At 65.5% G+C, this 21361-nt stretch carries 20 protein-coding genes and 1 pseudogene; 13 read left to right on the top strand and 8 right to left on the bottom strand.

Annotated elements, in window-relative coordinates:
• Positions 1 to 19 precede the first annotated feature (19 nt).
• Positions 20 to 1315 (bottom strand): cation:dicarboxylate symporter family transporter, encoded by a 1296-nt coding sequence (locus tag JZZ72_RS00755; RefSeq protein ID WP_236066208.1) that lies wholly within the window; start codon positions 1313 to 1315, stop codon positions 20 to 22.
• 45 nt (positions 1316 to 1360) lie between these two features.
• A complete protein-coding gene (locus tag JZZ72_RS00750) occupies positions 1361 to 1774 on the bottom strand; it encodes a VOC family protein (RefSeq protein ID WP_043863611.1) in 414 nt (137 codons plus the stop codon).
• Between the two features lie 92 nt (positions 1775 to 1866).
• Between JZZ72_RS00750 and JZZ72_RS00745 the strand changes: the two genes are divergently transcribed.
• On the top strand, positions 1867 to 2748 hold the full coding sequence (locus tag JZZ72_RS00745) for a LysR family transcriptional regulator (RefSeq protein ID WP_043863610.1): 882 nt from the start codon (positions 1867 to 1869) through the stop codon (positions 2746 to 2748).
• On the opposite strand, the gene JZZ72_RS00740 is transcribed toward JZZ72_RS00745, so the two are convergent.
• Positions 2732 to 3967, bottom strand: coding sequence for a cation:proton antiporter (locus JZZ72_RS00740; protein ID WP_043863609.1), 1236 nt, complete (start codon positions 3965 to 3967; stop codon positions 2732 to 2734). The genes JZZ72_RS00745 and JZZ72_RS00740 overlap by 17 nt on opposite strands.
• A gap of 170 nt (positions 3968 to 4137) precedes the next feature.
• Between JZZ72_RS00740 and JZZ72_RS00735 the strand changes: the two genes are divergently transcribed.
• Both JZZ72_RS00735 and JZZ72_RS00730 read left to right on the top strand, forming a co-directional pair.
• Positions 4138 to 4971 (top strand): EamA family transporter, encoded by an 834-nt coding sequence (locus JZZ72_RS00735; RefSeq protein ID WP_210013894.1) that lies wholly within the window; start codon positions 4138 to 4140, stop codon positions 4969 to 4971.
• A 23-nt stretch (positions 4972 to 4994) separates the two neighbouring features.
• On the top strand, positions 4995 to 5381 hold the full coding sequence (locus JZZ72_RS00730) for an MAPEG family protein (RefSeq protein WP_054915760.1): 387 nt from the start codon (positions 4995 to 4997) through the stop codon (positions 5379 to 5381).
• Between the two features lies 1 nt (position 5382).
• On the opposite strand, the gene mltA is transcribed toward JZZ72_RS00730, so the two are convergent.
• Positions 5383 to 6540 (bottom strand): murein transglycosylase A, encoded by a 1158-nt coding sequence (mltA, locus tag JZZ72_RS00725; RefSeq protein WP_054915759.1) that lies wholly within the window; start codon positions 6538 to 6540, stop codon positions 5383 to 5385.
• A gap of 131 nt (positions 6541 to 6671) precedes the next feature.
• On the opposite strand from mltA, the gene JZZ72_RS00720 reads away from it, so the two are divergent.
• Positions 6672 to 7115: a c-type cytochrome gene (locus JZZ72_RS00720; protein WP_173925103.1), complete on the top strand. Its 444-nt coding sequence runs from the start codon at positions 6672 to 6674 to the stop codon at positions 7113 to 7115.
• 98 nt (positions 7116 to 7213) lie between these two features.
• Here JZZ72_RS00720 and JZZ72_RS00715 read toward each other — a convergent pair whose 3' ends face one another.
• The 4 genes from JZZ72_RS00715 to JZZ72_RS00700 all read right to left on the bottom strand — a co-directional run bounded on the left by JZZ72_RS00715 (position 7214) and on the right by JZZ72_RS00700 (position 11639).
• Positions 7214 to 7609 (bottom strand): DUF1090 domain-containing protein, encoded by a 396-nt coding sequence (locus JZZ72_RS00715; protein WP_043863604.1) that lies wholly within the window; start codon positions 7607 to 7609, stop codon positions 7214 to 7216.
• Between the two features lie 59 nt (positions 7610 to 7668).
• Positions 7669 to 9321 (bottom strand): NAD-dependent DNA ligase LigB, encoded by a 1653-nt coding sequence (gene ligB, locus JZZ72_RS00710; RefSeq protein ID WP_210013893.1) that lies wholly within the window; start codon positions 9319 to 9321, stop codon positions 7669 to 7671.
• Positions 9322 to 9433: 112 nt separating this feature from the next.
• A complete protein-coding gene (metK, locus tag JZZ72_RS00705) occupies positions 9434 to 10624 on the bottom strand; it encodes a methionine adenosyltransferase (protein WP_210013892.1) in 1191 nt (396 codons plus the stop codon).
• Between the two features lie 19 nt (positions 10625 to 10643).
• Positions 10644 to 11639 (bottom strand): ArsR/SmtB family transcription factor, encoded by a 996-nt coding sequence (locus JZZ72_RS00700; protein ID WP_043863601.1) that lies wholly within the window; start codon positions 11637 to 11639, stop codon positions 10644 to 10646.
• Between the two features lie 257 nt (positions 11640 to 11896).
• Here JZZ72_RS00700 and tkt point away from each other — a divergent pair, with 257 nt between their 5' ends.
• The 9 genes and pseudogenes from tkt (at position 11897) to JZZ72_RS00655 (ending at position 21333) form a co-directional block, all read left to right on the top strand.
• The gene (gene tkt / locus JZZ72_RS00695; RefSeq protein WP_210013891.1) at positions 11897 to 13894 is read left to right on the top strand and encodes a transketolase; all 1998 of its coding nucleotides are present in this window, start codon (positions 11897 to 11899) and stop codon (positions 13892 to 13894) included.
• Positions 13895 to 14044: 150 nt separating this feature from the next.
• Complete coding sequence (gene epd / locus JZZ72_RS00690; protein WP_043863599.1) at positions 14045 to 15112, top strand: erythrose-4-phosphate dehydrogenase; 1068 nt, start codon at positions 14045 to 14047, stop codon at positions 15110 to 15112.
• A 12-nt stretch (positions 15113 to 15124) separates the two neighbouring features.
• A complete protein-coding gene (locus JZZ72_RS00685) occupies positions 15125 to 16288 on the top strand; it encodes a phosphoglycerate kinase (RefSeq protein WP_043863598.1) in 1164 nt (387 codons plus the stop codon).
• 32 nt (positions 16289 to 16320) lie between these two features.
• Positions 16321 to 16539, top strand: a complete 219-nt coding sequence (locus JZZ72_RS00680) for a hypothetical protein (protein WP_043863597.1) — start codon at positions 16321 to 16323, stop codon at positions 16537 to 16539.
• A gap of 51 nt (positions 16540 to 16590) precedes the next feature.
• Positions 16591 to 16917: an MliC family protein gene (locus JZZ72_RS00675; RefSeq protein ID WP_043863596.1), complete on the top strand. Its 327-nt coding sequence runs from the start codon at positions 16591 to 16593 to the stop codon at positions 16915 to 16917.
• A 100-nt stretch (positions 16918 to 17017) separates the two neighbouring features.
• Complete coding sequence (fba, locus tag JZZ72_RS00670) at positions 17018 to 18082, top strand: class II fructose-bisphosphate aldolase (protein WP_210013890.1); 1065 nt, start codon at positions 17018 to 17020, stop codon at positions 18080 to 18082.
• Between the two features lie 266 nt (positions 18083 to 18348).
• Positions 18349 to 20457, top strand: a pseudogene (locus JZZ72_RS00665) (putative bifunctional diguanylate cyclase/phosphodiesterase); the annotation flags it as partial.
• Positions 20458 to 20518: 61 nt separating this feature from the next.
• Positions 20519 to 21019: a YgjP-like metallopeptidase domain-containing protein gene (locus JZZ72_RS00660; RefSeq protein ID WP_043863594.1), complete on the top strand. Its 501-nt coding sequence runs from the start codon at positions 20519 to 20521 to the stop codon at positions 21017 to 21019.
• 17 nt (positions 21020 to 21036) lie between these two features.
• A complete protein-coding gene (locus JZZ72_RS00655) occupies positions 21037 to 21333 on the top strand; it encodes a winged helix-turn-helix domain-containing protein (protein WP_043863593.1) in 297 nt (98 codons plus the stop codon).
• The last annotated feature ends 28 nt before the right edge of the window (positions 21334 to 21361 follow it).

Raw genomic sequence — 21361 nt, 5'->3', positions numbered from 1 at the left:
TAGCTGCACAGTTCAAGCTTCAAGCTTCAAGCTTCAAGTCAGGGGCAGCGGGGCTGGCGGGGGCGGTTTGGCCAGGTGCCTTGAGCTGGCCCTCCCAGCGTGCGATCACAAGTGGCGCCAGCGCGTTACCCAGCACGTTGAGTGCAGTGACCGGCATGTCCATCAGCCGATACACCCCGGCGATGATCGCCACGCCCTCGACCGGCAGCCCTGCCGCGGTCAGCGTGGCGGTGAGGATGATGAACATGAAGCCCGGCACCCCCGCCGCACCCTTGGAGGTCAGCACCATGATCAGCACCAGCATCGCCTGGTCAGCCAGGTCCAGGTCGATGCCATAGGCCTGGGCGATGAACAGCGTGCCAAGCGCTGCGAACAGCGACGCGCCATCGAGGTTGAATGAATACCCCAACGGAATGACCATGCTGGTGATCGGGCGTGGCGCGCCGTAGCGCTCCATCTTCTCGATCAGTTGCGGCATCACCGTGGCCGAGGCGGCGCTGCTGTAGGCCAGCAGCAGCTCGCTGCGTATCTCGCGCAACAGGTGGAAGAACCGCACCCCCGCCAGCCTGGCCACCGCCCCCAGCACGCACAGCGCAAACAGCAGCACCGCCACGTAGGTAATGCCGATCAGCTTGGCCAGCGGCAGCAGTGCGCTCAGGCCGAAGCTGGCAACGGTGACGCCGATCAGCCCGAAGATACCGATGGGCGAGTAGTGCATCACCAGGTGGGTGACCTTGAACATGGTGTCCGATACGCCCTGCATCACGCTGATCAGCGGTGCCTTCTGCTGCTGGGGCAGCATCGACAGGGCGCAGCCGAACAGGATGGCGAAGAACAGCACCGACAGCAGCTTGCCCTCGGCCATGGCCAGTACGATGTTGTCCGGCACGATGGCCACCAGGGTGCGCCCCAGGTTCTGCGTTTCGGTGCTGGATGCCAGCGTGGTGACCGGTGCCTGCAGGGTGCTGCTGAAGTCCGCGCCGGCGCCGGGCTGGAACACGTTGCCGACCACCAGCCCGAACAGGATCGCGATGCTGGTGATGGTGAAGAAGTACACGAACGTCTTCATCCCGACCCTGCCCAGGGCGCGCGTGCTGCCGGCGCCGGCGATGCCGACGGTCATGCAGGCGAACACCAGCGGTACCACGATCATCTTCATCAGCTTGATGAACAGGTCGCCGGCCGGCTGCAGCAGGTTGTCGATGAACCAGGCCTTGTGCTCGGGGAACTGGTTGAGAAGGATGCCGACGATCACGCCGGCGACCAGGCCGATCATGATGCGCGTGACCAGGCTGGAAGGTGTGCGAATGCCCATGGGGTGCCCCTTGTTGTTGTGGTTGTGGGGAGTGCGAAGGGTGCGTTACTGCGCGAACAGGCCGGCGAAATCCTTGAAGCCCTTGACCTCGATCGGATTGCCGCTGGGGTCGAGGAAGAACATCGTGCGTTGTTCGCCCGGCTCGCCCACAAAGCGCACCACCGGCGGGATCTCGAATGCCAGGCCACGCCGGGTGAGGCGCACGGCCAGGGTCATCCACTCGTCCAGTGGCAGTACCACGCCGATATGCGGCATCAGTACCTTGTGCTCGCCAACCTGCCCGGTACGGGTGGTGGCGAACGGCGTGCCCAGGTGCAGCGAGAGCTGGTTGCCGAAGAAGTCGAAGTCGACCCAGGTCGCGGTGCTGCGCCCTTCGGTGCAGCCCAGAACATCTCGATAAAAAATACGCGCCTGTTCCAGGTCGCAAACGTGGTATGCAGCGTGAAAGGGTCTGTTCATGGCGTATCCCCCGTGTGGTTGAGCGTTGAGGGTAAGTAGGCCGTGTGACGGGGTAAAACGGCTTTGCCTTGCTCTGAGCGAAAGAAAAACTTATGGATGTGCGCTTTCTGAAAAGCCTGGTGGCAGTGGTGGAAACCGGCTCGATTGCCGCGGCCGCGCGTCGCGAGAACCGCACGGCAGCGGCGATCAGCCAGCGCGTGCAGGCGCTGGAACGCACACTGGGCTGCACCTTGCTGCTGCGTACTGCGCATGCCATCCGCCCCTCGGACCAGTGCCTGCTGCTGTTGCCCAGGATCCAGGCGATCATCGAGCAGGCGCGTGAACTGCAGCACGACCTGAGCCAGGACGGATTGACGGGGGACGTCAGGGTGGGCGCGGTGTCGACGGCGTTGACCGGGGTATTGCCGGGGCTCATCGAGCGTCTGGCGCGATCGGCGCCGGGGCTCAAGCTGCAGATCACCCCGGGTGATTCGCGCAGCCTGTACGAGAAGGTGCTCGGCGGCGAACTGGATGCCGCGATTCTGGTGCGCCCGCCCTTCACGCTGCCCAAGGCACTGGCGCTGCAGGTGCTCAAGGTCGAGCCGCTGATTCTGATCGCGCCGGCTGCACAGGCCGCGCTGACCCCCGATACGTTGCTGCGCGAGCACCCGTTCATTCGCTATGACGCACAGTCGTGGGGCGGGCAGATCGCCCAGCGCTACCTGGATGAGCAACTGATCACGCCGCAGTTGCTGTGCGAGCTGGATGCGCTGGAAACCATCGTGATGCTGGTGGCCCAGGGCATGGGGGTATCGTTGGTGCCGCAATGGGCCGGCATGCCCCATGAGGGCATCTGTGCCTGGCCGCTGGGCGATGACCCGCGCCACGCGCGGGCACTGGTGGTGCTGCACGGCTCGACGCCGCGCCGGCCAGTGGCGATGCGGCATCTGCTGGGGCTGCTGGGCAGCCCCTCGCCGGTCAAGGCTGCTCGGTAACCCCGCGCACCACGCGACCGATGCTCAGGCCCTGCAGCAGGATCGACGACAGCACCACGATGTAGGTGATGCTCAGCAGCAGGTCACGTTCGGGACCCGATGGCAGCGACAGCGCCAGGGCCACGGACACACCGCCGCGCAGGCCGCCCCAGGTGAGCACGCGGATGGTGCCGCGCGGCACCGTTCTCCAGCGGCGCAGCATGACGATCGCCGGTGCCACGGTCAGCAGGCGCGACAGCAGGATCGCCACTGCCAGCACCCCGGCCGCAGCCAGGTGCATCCACGAGAACGGCAGCAGCAACAGCTCCAGGCCGATCAGCGCGAACAGCAGCGCGTTGAGCATGTCGTCGATCAGCTCCCAGAAGCCGTCCATGTAGCGCCGGGTCATGTCGTTCATAGCCAGGTTGCGACCCAGGTTACCGATGATCAGGCCCGCTACCACCATCGCGATGGGCGCCGAGACGTGCAGTTCGTAGGCTGCGGCCGAGCCGCCGATCACCAGCGCCAGGGTCAGCATGACCTCCACCTGGTACTGCTCGATGCTCTTGATCATGCGGTAGGTGACGTAGCCGATCACCGCGCCGAACAGCGCGCCGCCGATGGCCTCGCGGGCGAACAGGATCGCGGTGTCGCTCACGCTCGGGGTCTCGCCCAGTTGTGCGATGCCCAGCAGCACGGTGAACACCACGACCGCGGTGCCGTCGTTGAACAGCGACTCGCCGACGATGGTGGTCTTCAGCGGCTTGGACGCATTGGCGGTACGCAGGGCGCCGAGCACCGCGATCGGGTCGGTGGGCGAGATCAGTGCGCCGAACAGCAGGCAGTACAGCAGGTTCACGTGCCAGCCGAACAGGGCGAAGATCCAGTGTGCCAGGTAGCCGATCACCACGGTGGCGATCAGCACGCCGACGGTGGCCAGGAGGCCGATCGGCCAGCGGTAGTCGCGCAGGTCGGCCAGGTTCACGTGCAGCGCCCCGGCGAACAGCAGGAACGCCAGCATCCAGTGCATCAGCAGGTCGTTGAAGTCGATCTGGCTCATCAGGCCCTGCACCCGTTCTTCCAGGCCCGGGTAGCCGATGACGCTCAGGCCCTGGAGGATCAGGGAAAACAGCAGTGCAGTGACCATCACGCCAATGGTCGGCGGCAGGCCGATAAAGCGGTAGTTCACATAGGTGAGGAGGGTGGTGAGGCAAATAAACGCGGCAACTAGCTCAAGCATCCTAGGTCCTGTAATGGCTTCCAAGTCAGTGCCCGAATGGCTCGGGCAGGGCTTGGATGCGCCGGCGCGAGGTTCAGGACACACTTTTTCGATCAACGTCGACCGCAGGCTGGCTGTTTTGTTGCGCCTGGTTGAAACTGCGCAGCCGTGCACTACCCAGGAACTCAACCGTGCTCGCCACTTCGCTGGTGCTGATCGCCGCCCTGCTGCATGCCACCTGGAACACCCTGATCAAGTTCAGCGGCGAGCGTCTGCTGGTGATTGCCAGCATGGACGTGGTGGCGCTGCTGTTCGCCCTGGCGATGGTGGCGTTCGTGCAGGTACCGCCGCCCGAGATCTGGCCGTGGATGCTGGCCTCGGCGGCGTTCGAGCTGTTGTACCGCTACCTGCTGATCAAGGCCTACCGGGTCGGCGACCTGGGCCTGGTCTACCCCCTGATGCGCGGGTTGTCGCCGCTGGTGGTGCTGGCGCTGACCCTGACCTTTGCCGGCGAGACGCTGAGCACCCAGCAGATCTTCGGCATTCTGCTGGTCCCGTGCGGCATGGCCTGCCTGCTGTGGCAGGGCGGTGGCGGCGAACGTCTGCCCTGGTCGATGCTGCCGGTGGTGGCGCTGATCGGCCTGTGCATCGGCTGCTACACCTGGCTCGACGGCAGCGCGATCCGGCTGTGGTCGCAGCCGCTGGACTACCTGGTGTGGCTGACGCTGATCAGCGCCTGGCCGTTCCCGTTGCTGGCGACGGTGGCCCGGCGCGCGCCGTTTGTGCAGTTCTGGCGCAGCCAGTGGAAGCTGGGCCTGGCCGTGGGGTTGTGCGTGCTGTCCAGCTACGCGCTGGTACTGTGGGCCATGCAACTGGGCTCGGTGGCCGAGGCTGCGGCGCTGCGCGAGGTGAGCGTGATCCTGGTGGTGCTGATGGGCATGCGCTACCTCAAAGAACCTTTCGGCGGGCCGAGGCTCTTAGCTTGTGCACTGGTACTGATCGGCATGCTGATCATGAAACTCTGACCCCAACAACAAGGACCCCTGCCATGACCGTCGCTTTCTGGTGTGTATTGATCGCGTTGCTGCTGCCGTTCGTGTGCACCAGCATCGCCAAGTTCGGCAGTGGTCGCTTCAGCCTGCGACAGAACCATGACCCGCGCGGTTTTCTGGACAAGCTCGAAGGCCTGCCGCGCCGCGCCCATGCTGCGCAGCTCAACAGTTTCGAGTCGATTCCGGCGTTCGTCGCGGCGGTGGTGATCGCCGACATCGTCGGCAATGCCGAGCAGGTCACCCAGGACGTGCTGGCGGTGCTCTACATCACCAGCCGCCTGCTCTACATCATCTGCTACCTGGCCGACTGGGCCGCGCTGCGCTCGGTGGTGTGGTTCGCGGGCATCGGCCTGATCGTCAGCTTCTTCGTGGTCTCGGCCTGAGCTACTTGCCTTCCACCTGCGGCACTACCGGCAGTGCCGCGCCCTTGGGCCACAGCAGCCAGATCTGACCCTGCTGCTTCATGTCCCCGGCCAGAGCGCCGGCCTCGCTGCCGGTACCCCAGAACAGATCGGCGCGCACTTCGCCGGTGATGGCCCCGCCGGTGTCCTGCGCGGCCACCGGGCGTACCACCGGCGCGCCGTCCGGGCGGGTGGTCGACAGCCACAGCAGGCTGCCCAGCGGGATCACCTTGCGGTCGATGGCCACGCTGTAGCCGGCGGTCAGCGGCACGTTCAGCGAACCGCGCGGGCCTTCGTTGCTGTCCGGGCGGGTGCTGAAGAACACGTAGCTGGGGTTGCTGGCCAGCAGCTCGGGCACGCGGCTCGGGTTGGCCTGGGCCCAGGCGTGGATGCTGCCCATGGTCACGTCTTCCTTCTTGAGCTGGCCCTGCTCGACCAGCCAGCGGCCCACCGGGCGATACGGGTGGCCGTTCTGGTCGGCATAGCCCACGCGCAGCTGCTGCCCACTTTCGAGCTGGATGCGCCCGGAGCCCTGGATCTGCAGAAACTGCAGGTCCATCGGGTCGGTCAGCCAGGCCAGCACCGGCGCCTTGACGCCTTGCTGCTGGATCACCCCGGCGGTGTCGTAGGGCTTGAGCACGCGCCCGTCCAGGCGACCGCGCAGGCGCTTGCCCTTGAGTTCGGGGTAGATGCTGTCGAGCGCCACCACCACCAGGTCATCGGGGATGCCATACACCGGCACGTTGGCCGTGGCGGTACGGGTCATGCTGCCGGGGTACACCGGTTCGTAGTAGCCGGTGATCAGGCCGTTGGCGTTGTTTTCGGCCGAGCGCAGGCCGTACACCTCGAGCTGGGTCTGCAAGAAGCCACGCACCTGGGTGGCGTCGTCGGGCACCTGCACCGCAGCAGCGCAGGGGGTGGCCCAGACCGGATCGTTCTTGAGGCGCTCGCACGCACTGCGCCAGGCATTGAAGCCGGCCAGCAGGTCGCTGTCGGAGACCTTGGGCAGGTCTTTCCAGGTGGCGGGGCTGTAGGTGGCGAGCGGATGCGGTGCGGATTTATCCGGGGCGCTGCCGTTGCAGCCGACCAGCAGGGCCAGCAACGCGGCGGTCAGGCCAAGGCGGCTCAGGGCGGTTTTCATGCGGGGTAGTCCTCTACGGTGTGCCTGGCGTTCAGGGCGGCCAGGCAACCCTTGTTTTTGGTAGGGGTATTGGTGTTTGCCGGCAAGGCGGGGATACTGGCCGCCTTTTTCCGTGTGCCGAGCCAAGCATGATGTTCAAGCGAATGACTGTGATCCTGGTGGCCTGCCTGGCCCTGAGCGCCTGTGGCGGTGTCGACCCCAACTCGCCGTTGGGCCAGCGCAAGGCGATTTTCAAGCAGATGCTCAAGACCAGCGAAGACCTCGGCGGCATGCTGCGTGGCCGGCTGGCGTTCGACGGGCAGAAATTTGCCGATGGTGCGGTGAAGCTCGACGCGTTGTCGCACCAGCCGTGGCAGCATTTCCCGCAGGTGCGCGAGGAGGACAGCAGCGCCACGCCCGATGTGTGGCAAAAGCAGGCACGTTTCCAGGAGCTGGCGCGGCAGATGGAGCAGGTGACCGGCGAGCTGGTCGCCCAGACCCGTACCCAGCCATTGGAGCCTGCGGCGGTCGCGGCCCCGATGGGCAAGGTGGAGGCGGCGTGCAAGGCCTGTCATACCGAGTTTCGCAATCATTGATGGGGTGAGCTGGCCGGCCTTTTCGCCGCACGGCCGGCTCCTACAGTTGGCGCGCTGTACGTAGGAGCCGGCCTTGCCGGCGAAGGGTTCAACGCGGACTACTTCTCCAGCTCATCCAGTGCCTGTTGCAGTTCCTTCTTCGACTCGGCCAGTTTGTCCTTGCGCTTGTTGATCTTGTCGGCGTCGCCTTTCTTCATGGCCTTGTCCAGGTCCTTGGTGCGCTGCGTCACTTCATGACGGGCATCCAGCACCTTCTGTTCACGCTGTTTCTTCAGGCCGGCATCGGTGCAGTGCTCGGTCACTTCGCTCAGGGCCTTCTCGAGGCCGGCCTGCTGGGCGCTGTTGCCGTGGGCGCGGGCCTGTTCGATCTGTTCGCTGATCGCCTGCTTCTTGGCAGCGCAGCCGGTCAGGCCGGGTTGTTCCTCGGCAGCCATCAGCGAAGTGGCGAGCAGCGAGCAGGCGGCGAACAGGGCAAGCGGGGAAAGCAGTTTCATAGTGGCTCCGTGGTCGCGGGCTTGGCAGAAACCCATGATGCTGCCCTGATCCGACAAATTTAGAAACCCTCGATTGTATGTTCACGTAACCGCGCCGCCAGGGCCTGCACCTGCGGGTGAGCGAAAAAGGCCAGCAACTGGCCGGCACGGTGGGCACCCACGCCGGGCTCGGCCTGCCATTGCGCCGCATCGCGGGCAGCCAGCGCGGCCCAGGTGTCCCCCGCTGCCAACGCACGCGGGGCCGGCATACCCAGGGCCCGCGCCCAGGTGGTAAAGGGTCGCCGACGGGCCTGTTCGAGGGCGGGGTACAACGGATGTTCGGCGGGCAGTTCCAGCACATCGGCCAGTGTGCGCAACTGGCCGGCGTCGACCAGGCGCTCCCAGCTGGCCGGCCCGGCACCTGGGAGTGCCAGGCCCTGCTTGCCGCCCAGCCATTGCAACCTGGCCAGGAACTGCTGACGACACTCGGCGCTCAGCTCCCAGCAGCTCAACGGATGAAATGCATCGGCCGCCGGTACCTCCATCTCGCGCCGTTCGAGGGCGCGGTGCACCACGCCGTCCAGACGGGGAATGGTCAGGCCTGCCAGGCTGATCGCCACCTGATCGCCCGGGCGAATGTCCAGTTGCTGCCAGCGTCTTAGCGAGCCCACGCTGACCTGGCGCACCGTGCGGTCATCCAACTGCACCGGTGCCAGTTGCAGTACCGGGGTGATGCGACCGGTGCGCCCCACGTTGAACTGCACGCGTCGCACCTCGGCCAGCACCTGGGCGAAGGGGTATTTCCATGCCGCTATCCAGTACGGCGCCCGGGCCTGCCAGCGCTCGCCGGGCGGACGCCGGCCCTGGCGCAGCACCACGCCGTCGCTGGCGAATGGCAGTGGCGTGCGGTACCAGTGCTGGCGCCAGTGGGCGGCCTGGTCGAAGGTCTGCACCGGCTGGCTGAACGCCTCGCTGTAGGCGAAGCCCAGGGCGCTCAGGCGTGCCAGGCGCTCGCGCTGGTCCAGGGGGCCCTGCGGCCAGGCCCAGGCGAACAGCTCGACCACCGCGCCCTGCGCGGGGGTGAGCTGCTTGCGCGCCAGCAACCCGGCGACGTTGCCGCGGGCATTCCGGCTGCCCGCTGCGGCCTGCACATGCCCGTCCAGGCGCCAGAACAGCTCGCCTTGCAGTATCAGGTCCAGAGGTTCGGGCAACGTGTGGGGAAGGGCGCCCAGTGCCGGCAGGTGGCGGCTCCAGTCATGCCCGTAGGCGCCGTCGCCGCGGCTGATCAGGCGCACCAGCCGGCCCTTTGCATAGACCAGCGTGGCGGCCACGCCATCCACCTTGGGTTGTACCCAGAGGTCCTGCTTGCCGTGCATCCAGGCGCGCACGGCGGCTTCGTCGGGCAACTTGTTCAGGCCGGTGTGGGGGATGGGGTGGCGCAACGGGCCGGTGGCGGTTCCGAGCGGGTCTGCCGGGGGCGCACCGGTGCCGGGGAAGCAGGCTTGCAAGTGTTGCAGGCGCGCCCGGCTCTGGTCGTACAGCTCGTCGCTGATCAACGCGACGCCCAGGCGATGGTAATGATCGTCCCAGTCGGCCAGGCGCTCGCCCAGCTGCTTGAGTTCGCTTTGCGCCACTGCCGGTGGCCAGTCGGGGCAGGACCGGGCGAGGGCGGTGGCTGGGGTACAGACGAGCGTGCTGGCGAACAGCAGGCCGGACAACAGCTTGAAGGGCATGGCGAGCGTCCTTGCTCGGCGGGTGGAACTTCAAGCCTAGGCAAGAAAAAGCCCCTGCCAGTCGCCTGGCAGGGGCTCTTGTTTACCGGGTGTTGCTTGTACCGGGTGTTGCTTACAGCCCGGCGGCCGCGCGCAGCGCGTCGACACGGTCGGTGCGTTCCCAGGTGAACGTGGTGAAGGTGTCGTCGCCCACGGTCTTGACCCGCGGGGTGCGGCCGAAGTGACCGTAGGCCGCGGTTTCCTGGTACATCGGGTGCAGCAGGTCGAGCATGGTGGTGATCGCATACGGACGCAGGTCGAAACACTCGCGCACGATCTGGATGATCTTCTCGTCGGCAACCTTGCCGGTGCCGAAGGTGTTCAGCGAGATCGAGGTCGGCTGGGCCACGCCGATGGCGTACGACACCTGGATTTCGCAGCGCTCGGCCAGGCCAGCGGCAACGATGTTCTTGGCCACGTAGCGACCGGCGTAGGCGGCCGAACGGTCAACCTTGGACGGGTCCTTGCCGGAGAAAGCGCCCCCCCCGTGACGGGCCATGCCGCCGTAGGTGTCGACGATGATCTTGCGGCCGGTCAGGCCGCAGTCGCCCACCGGGCCACCGATGATGAAGTTGCCGGTGGGGTTGATGTGAAACTGGGTGTCCTTGTGCAGCAGCTCGGCCGGCAGCACGTGCTTGACGATCAGCTCCATCACGCCTTCGCGCAGGTCGGCGTAGGACACGTCCGGGTTGTGCTGGGTGGACAGCACGATGGCGTCGATGCCCACCACCTTGCCGCCTTCGTAGCGGCAGGTGACCTGGGACTTGGCGTCCGGGCGCAGCCACGGCAACAGGCCGGACTTGCGCGCTTCGGCCTGACGCTGCACCAGCTGGTGCGAGAAGCTGATCGGGGCTGGCATCAGCTCCGGGGTTTCGTTGCTGGCGTAGCCGAACATCAGGCCCTGGTCGCCCGCGCCCTGGTCTTCAGGCTTGCTGCGGTCAACGCCCTGGGCGATGTCTACCGACTGCTTGCCGATGATGTTCATCACCGCGCAGGTGGCGCCGTCGAAACCGACGTCGGAGCTGTTGTAGCCGATGTCGACGATCACGTTGCGCACGATGTCTTCGAGGTCGACCCAGGCCGAAGTGGTCACTTCGCCGGCGATGATGGCCACACCGGTTTTCACCAGGGTCTCGCACGCCACGCGGGCGAACTTGTCTTCGGCGATGATGGCGTCGAGCACCGCATCCGAAATCTGGTCGGCGATTTTATCCGGATGCCCTTCAGACACGGACTCGGAGGTGAAAAGGGAGTATTCGCTCATCTCGACGGGTTCCTAAAATTTACCGATGGTGAGTGTCGCCAGGTGGTCGCTGAAAGTGGCGAACCTGAATCTGGAAACCATTACGTAAGCCCACATAGAGGCTGTCCTCGGGAACCAGCCCCGCGGCGCTGGCCCAACGGGCCAAATCATCCTGTTCAAAGCCCAGCCAGAGATCGCCGCACGCCTGGCGCGCCCAGCTCTGGTCGTGGCTGCACAGTTCTGTTACCAACAGGCTTCCGCCTGGTCTGACACGCTTGGCCAGGTGCCCGAGGGCCTGGGCAGGCTCGCTGAAATGGTGCAGCACCATGTTCAGCACCACGCAGTCGGCCTGTACATCCGTTGCATGCAGTGCATCGGCCAACAGCAGGGTTACGTTAGCCAGGCGCTCGCGCTGGCACACCTGGCGCGCCAGCTCGAGCATGGTCGGGCTGTTGTCCAGGGCGGTGACGTGGGTGAAGCGCCGCGCCAGTTCGGGCAGAAACTCGCCATCGCCGGGGCCGACCTCCAGGGCGCTGGCCAGCGGGTCGAAGCTGAGCTTGTCGAGCAGCGCCAGCAGGCTTTCGCGGTACTGCGCCAGGCCGGCGATCAGGTCCTGCTGGGCGCGGAATTTCTCTTCCACACGCAGGAAGAAGTCCTGGCTGGTGGCGGCCCGGCGCACCTGCACCTGGCCGATGCGCGCTTGCACCTCGGCCGGCAGTTCCAGCGCGTCGACCTCCTCCAGCAGCGCCCCGTGCAGCTTGCCGCCCAGGCGCTGGCTGTCGGGCAGTGCGCGGCGATAGAAGATCGCGTTGCCTTCGCGCCGGGTGGCCACCAGGTCGGCCTGGGCCAGTACCTTGAGATGGTGGCTCATGCCCGACTGGCCGATGGCGAAGATCTGCGCCAGCTCCAGCACCCCGAACGAATCGCTGGCCAGCGCGCGCAGCACGTTCAGCCGCAGCGGGTCGCCGCCGGCCTTGCACAGGGCGGCCAGCGCGTCGCTTTGCTCGGGGTCGATGGAGGGGGCGTGAAGGTTCATGGGCGGCAGTCTAGTCAGCGTGCAGCGGCCTCGCAAGTTCTATATCAAAAAGTTTTGATATTGCTCGATGGGCGGGCCCGGCCCGGCATGGCAGGCGACAATTTCTGCCGTTTTGTCTGCGCAACACGGGATTAGTCGCTCAATCGCACTAAAAACGTCCCTCATCGACCATCCGTGATTGCCCCCGGGCACGTGCCTGGGCGAAAATGGCCGCCTTTTTCCGTTCGTTAATATTCAAGCCCCCCAGGAGACAAGCGATGCCCAGCCGTCGTGAGCGTGCCAACGCCATTCGTGCCCTCAGCATGGATGCCGTGCAAAAAGCCAACAGCGGCCATCCCGGTGCCCCGATGGGCATGGCGGATATCGCCGAGGTTCTTTGGCGTGACTTCTTGAAGCACAACCCGAGCAACCCGCACTTCGCCGACCGTGACCGCTTCGTGCTGTCCAACGGCCACGGCTCGATGCTGATCTACTCGCTGCTGCACCTGACCGGCTACGACCTGTCGATCGACGACCTCAAGGCGTTCCGTCAACTGCACAGCCGCACCCCGGGCCACCCGGAATTCGGCTACACCCCAGGCGTCGAGACCACCACCGGCCCGCTGGGCCAGGGTCTGGCCAACGCCGTGGGCTTTGCCCTGGCCGAAAAAGTGCTGGGCGCCCAGTTCAACCGTCCAGGCCACGACGTCGTCGACCACCACACCTATGTGTTCCTGGGTGATGGCTGCATGATGGAAGGCATTTCCCACGAAGTTGCTGCACTGGCCGGTACCCTGGGCCTGGGCAAGCTGATCGCCTTCTACGACGACAACGGTATCTCCATCGACGGCGAAGTCGAAGGCTGGTTCACCGACGACACGCCGAAGCGTTTCGAAGCCTACCACTGGCAGGTGATCCGCAATGTCGACGGTCACGACCCAGAAGAGATCAAGACCGCCATCGAGACCGCGCGCAAGAGCGCGCAGCCGACCCTGATCTGCTGCAAGACCACCATCGGCTTCGGTTCGCCGAACAAGGGCGGCAAGGAAGACTGCCACGGCGCGCCACTGGGCGATGCCGAAATCGCCCTGACCCGCCAGGCCCTGAACTGGAACCACGGCCCGTTCGAAATCCCGGCCGACATCTATGCCGAGTGGGATGCCAAGCAGGCCGGCGCCGCCGCCGAAGCCGCCTGGGACCAGCGCTTTGCTGCCTACGCTGCAGCCTTCCCTGAACTGGCCAGCGAACTCAAGCGTCGCCTGAGCGGCGAACTGCCGGCCGACTTCGCCGAGAAGGCTGCCGCCTACATCGCCGAAGTGGACGCCAAGGGCGAAAGCATCGCCAGCCGCAAGGCCAGCCAGAACACCCTGAACGCCTTCGGCCCGCTGCTGCCGGAGTTACTCGGTGGCTCGGCGGACCTCGCCGGCTCCAACCTGACCCTGTGGAAAGGTTGCAAGGGCGTCAGCGCCGAAGATGCCAGCGGCAACTACATGTACTACGGCGTGCGCGAGTTCGGCATGACCGCCATCATGAACGGCGTTGCCCTGCACGGCGGCCTGGTGCCTTACGGCGCGACCTTCCTGATGTTCATGGAATACGCCCGCAATGCCGTGCGCATGTCGGCCCTGATGAAGCAGCGCGTGATCCACGTCTACACCCACGACTCCATCGGCCTGGGCGAAGACGGCCCGACTCACCAGCCGATCGAGCAGCTGACCAGCCTGCGCACCACGCCGAACCTGGACACCTGGCGTCCGGCCGACGCGGTCGAATCGGCCGTGAGCTGGAAGCACGCCCTGGAGCGCAAGGACGGCCCTTCGGCGCTGATCTTCTCGCGTCAGAACCTGCAGCACCAAACCCGCGACGCCGGCCAGATCGCCGACATCAGCCGTGGTGGCTACGTGCTCAAGGACTGCGCAGGCGAGCCTGAGCTGATCCTGATCGCCACCGGTTCCGAAGTGGGCCTGGCAGTGCAGGCGTTCGACAAGCTGACCGAGCAGGGCCGCAAGGTGCGCGTGGTATCGATGCCATGCACCAGCGTGTTCGATGCCCAGGACGCCAGCTACAAGCAGTCGGTTCTGCCACTGCAGGTGGGCGCGCGGATTGCCATCGAAGCTGCCCACGCCGACTTCTGGTACAAGTACGTGGGCCTGGAAGGCCGCGTCATCGGCATGACCACCTACGGTGAGTCGGCGCCGGCTTCGGCACTGTTCGAAGAGTTCGGCTTCACCCTGGAAAACATCCTGGGTACGGCTGAAGAGCTGCTGGAAGACTGATAAAACCAGTTGGAGCGGCGTTGAACCCATCGCGGGTCAAGCCCGCTCCCACAGGGATCACGAGTGTCCTTGTGGGAGCGGGCTTGACCCGCGATTGCCGCGACTCGGTTCCTGCAGGTTGCAGATAACATTCTGTTCCGTGAGCATCCCATGCCCCAACCGCGTCCCTACAAAGTTGCACTCAACGGCTACGGCCGCATCGGTCGTTGCGTCCTGCGCGCACTCTTTGAACGGGGGGCCAGCGCGGGCTTCGAGATCGTTGCACTGAACGACCTGGCCGATCAGGCCAGCCTCGAATACCTGACACGCTTCGACTCCACCCACGGGCGCTTTCCCGGTGAGGTCAGGGTCGACGGCGATTGTCTGCATATCAATGGCGACTGCGTCAAAGTACTGCGCAGCGCCACCCCCGAAGGCATCGACTGGGCCGCGCTCGACGTCGACCTGGTGCTCGAATGCTCCGGGGCCTACAACACCCGCGCCGACGGCCAGCGTTTCCTCGACGCCGGCGCACCACGGGTGCTGTTTTCCCAGCCGATGGCCAGCGAGGCGGATGTCGACGCCACCGTTGTCTACGGCATCAACCAGGATTGCCTTGAAGGCGGCGAACGGCTGGTGTCCAACGCCTCCTGCACCACCAACTGCGGCGTGCCGCTGCTGCGTGTGCTCGACCAGGCCTTCGGCATCGAGTATGTGCAGATCACCACCATCCACTCGGCAATGAACGACCAGCCGGTGATCGATGCCTACCACCACGAAGACCTGCGCCGCACCCGTTCGGCGTTCCAGTCGGTGATTCCGGTGTCTACCGGGCTCGCGCGGGGTATCGAACGCCTGCTGCCGGAACTTGCCGGGCGAATCCAGGCCAAAGCGGTACGCGTGCCGACGGTGAACGTGTCGTGCCTGGACATCACCCTGCAGACCGCCCGCGATACCACCGCGGCCGAAGTCAACCAGGTGCTGCGTGAAGCGGCCCTGAGTGGCCCGCTCAAGGGGTTGCTGGCCTACACCGAACTGCCCCACGCCAGCTGTGATTTCAACCATGACCCACATTCGGCCATCGTCGATGCCAGCCAGACCCGCGTTTGCGGCCCCCGCCTGGTGAACCTGCTGGCCTGGTTCGACAACGAATGGGGGTTCGCCAACCGCATGCTCGACGTCGCCGAACATTTTCTGCGCGTCGTGGACTCAACCAGCACCACTCGCAAACAGCCCTGAAGGACTGCATTCATGACCGTTTTGAAGATGACCGACCTCGATCTGCAAGGTAAGCGCGTACTGATCCGCGAAGACCTCAACGTGCCTGTGAAGGACGGTGTGGTCAGCAGCGACGCGCGCATCCTGGCCTCGCTGCCGACCATCAAGCTGGCCCTGGAGAAGGGCGCGGCCGTGATGGTCTGCTCGCACCTGGGGCGCCCGACCGAAGGCGAGTTCTCGGCCGAGAACAGCCTCAAGCCGGTGGCCGACTACCTGAGCAAGGCGCTGGGCCGTGAGGTGCCGCTGGTGGCCGACTACCTGGGCGGCGTGGACGTGAAGGCCGGCGACATCGTGCTGTTCGAGAACGTGCGCTTCAACAAGGGCGAGAAAAAGAACGCCGACGAGCTGGCCCAGCAATACGCCGCCCTGTGCGACGTGTTCGTGATGGACGCCTTCGGTACCGCCCACCGTGCCGAGGGCTCGACCCACGGCGTGGCCAAGTTCGCCAAGGTCGCCGCTGCCGGTCCGCTGCTGGCCGCCGAGCTGGATGCACTGGGCAAGGCGCTGAAGGCCCCGGCCAAGCCGATGGCCGCCATCGTCGCCGGTTCCAAGGTATCGACCAAGCTGGACGTGCTCAACAGCCTGAGCCAGGTGTGCGACCTGCTGATCGTCGGTGGCGGCATTGCCAACACCTTCCTGGCCGCTGCCGGCCACCCGGTGGGCAAGTCGCTGTACGAAGCCGACCTGATCGACACCGCCAAGGCCATCGCGGCCAAGGTCAACGTGCCGCTGCCGGTGGACGTTGTGGTGGCCAAGGAATTTGCCGAAAGCGCCACGGCTACCGTCAAGCTGGTGGGCGAGGTGGCCGAGGACGACATGATCCTGGACATCGGCCCGCAGACCGCCGAACAGTTCGCCGAGCTGCTGAAGTCGTCCAAGACCATCCTGTGGAACGGCCCGGTGGGCGTGTTCGAGTTCGACCAGTTCGGCAACGGCACCAGGACCCTGGCCAAGGCCATCGCCGACAGCGCCGCGTTCTCGATTGCCGGCGGTGGCGACACCCTGGCGGCCATCGACAAATATGGCGTGGCCAGCCAGATCTCCTACATTTCTACCGGTGGCGGTGCATTCCTCGAGTTCGTCGAGGGCAAGGTGCTGCCGGCGGTGGACGTGCTGGAACAACGGGCCAAGGCCTGACTCGCTCAGCCTGGCAAAGGGAGTGTGACCTGATGGTCAAGCGGTTGCCTGTGTTTATCCTGGCCGGTCTGCTCAGCGCCTGCGCTGGCAGCCCGGAGCCTGCGGCGGATGCCCCCGGCAAGCCGAAGGGCGGTTGCTACCAGTCGCAGTGGCAGGCAGAGACCGTGCCGGTGATCAACAAGAGGCTCGGCCCGGACGGGCTGGAGAAGTATGACGAGGAACACCAGCGCCAGGCCCCGGGTTGCCCTTGATCGGTTCGAGGCAACCTGTTGGCCGGTTCGTGGTCTTCTAGAGGATATTCGATGAAAAGCGTTGTAGCCCTGATGGCCCTGGTTCTGATGGCAGGTTGCGCAAGCCTCAAGCCAACCCCGGCCCCGACCGACAACTGGACCCGCTGGGTCTGTGACAGTCAGGCCGAGGTGCTGTGGCGGTTTGCCGATGCCAGCCAGGAAGAGGTGGATGTACGCCTTGGTGGCGGCGATCAGGTCTACCGGCTCAAGCCGGAGCCCGGTGCGTCGGGTGCGCTGTACAGCGATGGCGTGCTGGCCCTGCACACCAAGGGCGATGAAGGCCTGGTGTACTGGGTAGCGACCAACGATTTGATAGGGCGGGGCTGCAAGGCACCGTGACTGGCCGGGCCGACCGCTGTCGGCCCACACTACTTGAATAGCAACCGCCGCTGCGGCAGGCTTGCACGAAAAACGACGCTTGTCGGGAGAGAGATACACAATGGCACTCATTAGCATGCGCCAGATGCTGGACCACGCCGCCGAATTCGGCTACGGCGTTCCGGCTTTCAACGTCAACAACCTCGAGCAAATGCGCGCCATCATGGAAGCCGCCGACAAGACCGACTCCCCGGTGATTGTCCAGGCCTCGGCCGGTGCCCGCAAATACGCCGGTGCGCCGTTCCTGCGCCACCTGATCCTGGCGGCGATCGAAGAATTCCCGCACATCCCGGTGTGCATGCACCAGGACCACGGCACCAGCCCTGACGTGTGCCAGCGTTCGATCCAGCTGGGCTTCAGCTCGGTGATGATGGACGGCTCGCTGGGCGAAGACGGCAAGACCCCGACCGACTACGACTACAACGTGCGTGTCACCCAGCAGGCCGTGGCCATGGCCCACGCCTGCGGCGTTTCGGTAGAGGGCGAGCTAGGCTGCCTGGGTTCGCTGGAAACCGGCATGGCCGGTGAAGAAGACGGCATCGGCGCCGAAGGCGTGCTGGATCACAGCCAGATGCTGACCGACCCTGAAGAAGCCGCCGATTTCGTCAAGCGTACCCAGGTCGATGCCCTGGCCATCGCCATCGGCACCAGCCACGGCGCCTACAAGTTCACCAAGCCGCCTACCGGCGACGTGCTGGCGATCGACCGCATCAAGGAGATCCACAAGCGCATCCCCAACACTCACCTGGTGATGCACGGTTCGTCTTCGGTGCCGCAGGAGTGGCTGGCGATCATCAACCAGTACGGTGGCGACATCAAGGAAACCTACGGCGTACCGGTTGAAGAAATCGTCGAAGGCATCAAGTACGGCGTGCGCAAGGTCAACATCGACACCGACCTGCGCCTGGCGTCCACCGGTGCCATGCGCCGCCTGATGGCCACCAACCCGAGCGAGTTCGACCCGCGCAAGTTCTTCGGTGAAACCGTCAAGGCCATGCGCGACGTGTGCATCGCTCGCTACGAAGCCTTCGGCACCGCCGGCAACGCCTCGAAGATCAAGCCGATCTCCCTCGAAGCGATGTTCCAGCGCTATGCCAAGGGCGAGCTGGCCGCCAAGGTCAACTAAGCCTGGTTGGTTGTACGAAAAACCCGCAGCGATGCGGGTTTTTTTTTGTGCCCGTGCGGCCTGCTTCACCGGCCGGAACCGGGGGTTTTCGGCTGCGGGGCCGCCACGGACACCGGATCTGGCCCAACGCGACAGACCGTTAGTCGGGCAACACTTTGTTTATACCGATGATGCCAATGTGCTGACTTCAGATTTGTTTCAGCCAGGTCTAGAGTAAAGCCTCAAGTTCCATCCGGAATCTGGCGTCGTTACACAAGAGAAGCAGCATGGATTGCGCGCACCCTCACACTCACGACAGCGGTTCGGTTTTACTGATCGTCGATGACTACCCGGAAAACCTGATCAGCCTGCAAGCCTTGCTTGCACGTGAGGACTGGCGTGTGCTGACCGCAAGCTCCGGTACCGAAGCCCTGAGCACGCTGCTCGAGCATGAGGTGGACCTGGTGCTGCTGGATGTGCAGATGCCCGGTATGGACGGCTTCGAAGTCGCGCGCCTGATGCGCGGCAGCCAGCGCACCTGCCTGACCCCGATCATCTTCCTGACCGCCAACGAACAGTCCCAGGCGGCCGTGCTCAAGGGCTATGCCAGTGGCGCGGTGGACTACCTGTTCAAGCCATTCGACCCGCACATTCTCAAGCCCAAGGTCCAGGCCCTGCTCGACCAGCAGCGCAACCGGCGTGCCTTGCAGCGCCTGAGCCGCGACCTGGAGGCCGAGCGCGCATTCAACGCCTCGGTGCTGGACAACGCCGCCGAAGGCATCCTGGTGGTGGCCGAGGACGGTCGCATCCGCTTTGCCAACCCGGCCATCTCGCGCCTGCTCCAGGCCCCGGTGGAGCAATTGCAGGGCGCAGACCTGCTGGGCTTCGTGCAGTCGCCCGTGCCGACCCGGTGGCGCGACTCGGCGTTCTACCAGGCCTACCAGGAGCGCGACATCTACCGCCTGCACGACGCCGTGCTGCTTACCGCCTCCGGGTTGCCGCTGCCGGTGGCGTTGTCGTGCGCGGCGCTGCCCGGCGAACAGCGGGCGATGGTGGTGACGGTGCTGGACATGTCGGTGGTGCGCAACCTGCACCAGCAACTGGAGTTCCAGGCTGTTACCGACCCGCTGACCGGGCTGCTCAACCGCCGCGGGTTCTGCCAGGCCGCCGAAGCTGCGCTGCTGCGCAGCGAGCATTCCGACAAGGCCCAGGCCCTGATGTACATGGACCTTGACGGTTTCAAACGGATCAACGACTCGCTCGGCCATGCAGCCGGCGACCGCGTGCTGCACTGGGTGGGCGAACAGCTCAAGGAATGCCTGGGCGCCTACGCGATCCTCGGGCGCATGGGCGGCGACGAGTTCACGGCCTTGCTCGATACCCTGGAATACCCGGAGCAGGCGGCGCGCTTTGCCGAAAAGCTGATCGAGCGCATGTCCATCTGCCAGCAGATCGACGGCCTGGAGGTGACGCTTGGCGTGAGCATCGGCATCGCCACCTACTCCGATTGCGGGCCGCACCTGGACGGCCTGCTGCGTGCGGCGGACGCGGCCATGTATGCCGCCAAGCAGGCCGGCCGCCAGCAGTACCGCTACTACGACCAGGAGCTCAACGGTCGTGCTCGCTCGCGCCTGATGCTCGAAGACAGTGTGCGTGATGCGATCGAGCGGCACGACTTCAGCCTGGTGTATCAGCCGCAGGTGGCGTTTGCCGATGGTCGCCTGCGCGGGTTCGAGGCGTTGTTGCGCTGGCAGCACCCCAGTGTCGGCGATGTGCCGCCGGGGTTGTTCCTGCCGTTGCTGGAGGAGGCCAGGCTGGTCTCGCGGCTGGCCAGCTGGATCTACACCCAGGGTGCGGCGCAGCGGCGCGCCTGGGAGGCGCGGTTCGAGCCGGACCTGGTGCTGAGCATCAGCCTCAGCCGCGTGCAGTTCGCCATGCCCAACCTGGTCGAGGAACTGGGGCGGGTGATCGCCAGCCATGGCCTGCGCCCGGCCCAGCTTGAGGTGGAGGTGGCGGAAACCTCGCTGGCCGCCAACCTCGACATCGCGCTGCGTCAGTTGCGCAGGCTGCGCGAGCTGGGCGTGCGAGTGGCGCTGGACGATTTCGGCGCCGGAGAGTGCTCGCTGCGCCTGCTGCGCGACCTGCCCATCGACACGCTCAAGCTCGACCGGCACCTGGTGGCGCGCCTGCCCGGTTCGGCGGCGGACGCGGCGCTGGTCCGCAGTGTCATCGGCCTGTGCCGCGACTATGGCGTGTGTGTGGTGGCCGAGGGCGTCGAGACGCGGGAGCAGGCGCAGTGGCTGCAGGCAAACGGTTGCGCCTATGCCCAGGGCTTTCTGGTGGCACGGCCCCTGACGGCGCAGCGCGCCGGTGATTTCCCGGCTTTTTTCGACTGGCGCAACGAGGCGGCCGGGGAATTGAGTACACTGACGCCTTTGCCTGCAATGCCCCGTGCCCATGACCGTACTCAAGTACCTGCAAGCCTATCCGCCTGCCCTGCAAGACCAGGTGCGCCAGATGATTGCCCAGAACCGTCTGGGTGACTACCTGCGCCAGCGCTACCCCGAGCGCCATGCGGTACAGAGCGACAAGGCGCTGTATGCCTATGCCCAGGCCCTGAAGCAGGAGCACCTGCGCAATGCGCCGAACCTGGACAAGGTGCTGTTCGACAATCGCCTCGATCTCACCCACCGTGCGCTGGGCCTGCACACTGCGGTATCGCGCGTGCAGGGCGGCAAGCTCAAGGCCAAGAAGGAAATTCGCATCGCCTCGCTGTTCAAGGACGCGGCGCCGCAGTTTCTGAAGATGATCGTGGTGCACGAACTGGCGCACCTCAAGGAGAGCGACCACAACAAGGCGTTCTACCAACTCTGCGAATACATGCAGCCGGGCTACCATCAACTGGAGTTCGACCTGCGCATCTACCTGACCTGGCGCGACCTGTCCGGCGCCCAGTGAGCGAAAGGGAATTGCCAATGGAAGTGAGCAAGACCAAGACCAGTTTCTATCGTCGCCTGTACGTGGCGTGGCTGATCGACAGCCGTACCGCCAGCAGCGTGCCGGCGCTGATGGAGGCCACCGGCATGCCGCGGCGAACGGCGCAGGACACCATCGCGGCGCTGGCCGACCTGGACATCGTGTGCGAGTTCGAGCAGCAGGAAGGTGCGCGCAACCATGCCGGGCATTACCGGATACGTGACTGGGGCGCGATCGACAAGCAGTGGATCACCCAGCATCTGCGCAGTATCCGCCAGGTGCTGGGCTACCCCTGAAGCCCCTCCGCCGGCAAGCCCGGCCCCT

This window comes from Pseudomonas palmensis (assembly GCF_017848315.1).
In the GTDB taxonomy this organism is placed as follows: Bacteria; Pseudomonadota; Gammaproteobacteria; order Pseudomonadales; family Pseudomonadaceae; genus Aquipseudomonas; species Aquipseudomonas palmensis.
The sequence above is the reverse complement of the archived record's forward strand: the minus strand, read 5'-3'. Positions and strand labels throughout refer to the sequence as shown.

Excerpts from the sequence above, each read along its gene's own strand:
- fba (WP_210013890.1), top strand. The coding sequence starts at position 17,018 with ATGGCACTCATTAGCATGCGCCAGATGCTGGACCACGCCGCCGAATTC.
- JZZ72_RS00745 (WP_043863610.1), top strand. The coding sequence starts at position 1,867 with ATGGATGTGCGCTTTCTGAAAAGCCTGGTGGCAGTGGTGGAAACCGGC.
- metK (WP_210013892.1), bottom strand. The coding sequence starts at position 10,624 with ATGAGCGAATACTCCCTTTTCACCTCCGAGTCCGTGTCTGAAGGGCAT.
- JZZ72_RS00715 (WP_043863604.1), bottom strand. The coding sequence starts at position 7,609 with ATGAAACTGCTTTCCCCGCTTGCCCTGTTCGCCGCCTGCTCGCTGCTC.
- ligB (WP_210013893.1), bottom strand. The coding sequence starts at position 9,321 with ATGCCCTTCAAGCTGTTGTCCGGCCTGCTGTTCGCCAGCACGCTCGTC.
- JZZ72_RS00730 (WP_054915760.1), top strand. The coding sequence starts at position 4,995 with ATGACCGTCGCTTTCTGGTGTGTATTGATCGCGTTGCTGCTGCCGTTC.
- epd (WP_043863599.1), top strand. The coding sequence starts at position 14,045 with ATGCCCCAACCGCGTCCCTACAAAGTTGCACTCAACGGCTACGGCCGC.
- JZZ72_RS00655 (WP_043863593.1), top strand. The coding sequence starts at position 21,037 with ATGGAAGTGAGCAAGACCAAGACCAGTTTCTATCGTCGCCTGTACGTG.
- JZZ72_RS00685 (WP_043863598.1), top strand. The coding sequence starts at position 15,125 with ATGACCGTTTTGAAGATGACCGACCTCGATCTGCAAGGTAAGCGCGTA.
- JZZ72_RS00755 (WP_236066208.1), bottom strand. The coding sequence starts at position 1,315 with ATGGGCATTCGCACACCTTCCAGCCTGGTCACGCGCATCATGATCGGC.
- JZZ72_RS00740 (WP_043863609.1), bottom strand. The coding sequence starts at position 3,967 with ATGCTTGAGCTAGTTGCCGCGTTTATTTGCCTCACCACCCTCCTCACC.
- JZZ72_RS00750 (WP_043863611.1), bottom strand. The coding sequence starts at position 1,774 with ATGAACAGACCCTTTCACGCTGCATACCACGTTTGCGACCTGGAACAG.
- JZZ72_RS00720 (WP_173925103.1), top strand. The coding sequence starts at position 6,672 with ATGTTCAAGCGAATGACTGTGATCCTGGTGGCCTGCCTGGCCCTGAGC.
- JZZ72_RS00700 (WP_043863601.1), bottom strand. The coding sequence starts at position 11,639 with ATGAACCTTCACGCCCCCTCCATCGACCCCGAGCAAAGCGACGCGCTG.
- JZZ72_RS00675 (WP_043863596.1), top strand. The coding sequence starts at position 16,591 with ATGAAAAGCGTTGTAGCCCTGATGGCCCTGGTTCTGATGGCAGGTTGC.
- tkt (WP_210013891.1), top strand. The coding sequence starts at position 11,897 with ATGCCCAGCCGTCGTGAGCGTGCCAACGCCATTCGTGCCCTCAGCATG.
- JZZ72_RS00660 (WP_043863594.1), top strand. The coding sequence starts at position 20,519 with ATGACCGTACTCAAGTACCTGCAAGCCTATCCGCCTGCCCTGCAAGAC.
- mltA (WP_054915759.1), bottom strand. The coding sequence starts at position 6,540 with ATGAAAACCGCCCTGAGCCGCCTTGGCCTGACCGCCGCGTTGCTGGCC.
- JZZ72_RS00680 (WP_043863597.1), top strand. The coding sequence starts at position 16,321 with ATGGTCAAGCGGTTGCCTGTGTTTATCCTGGCCGGTCTGCTCAGCGCC.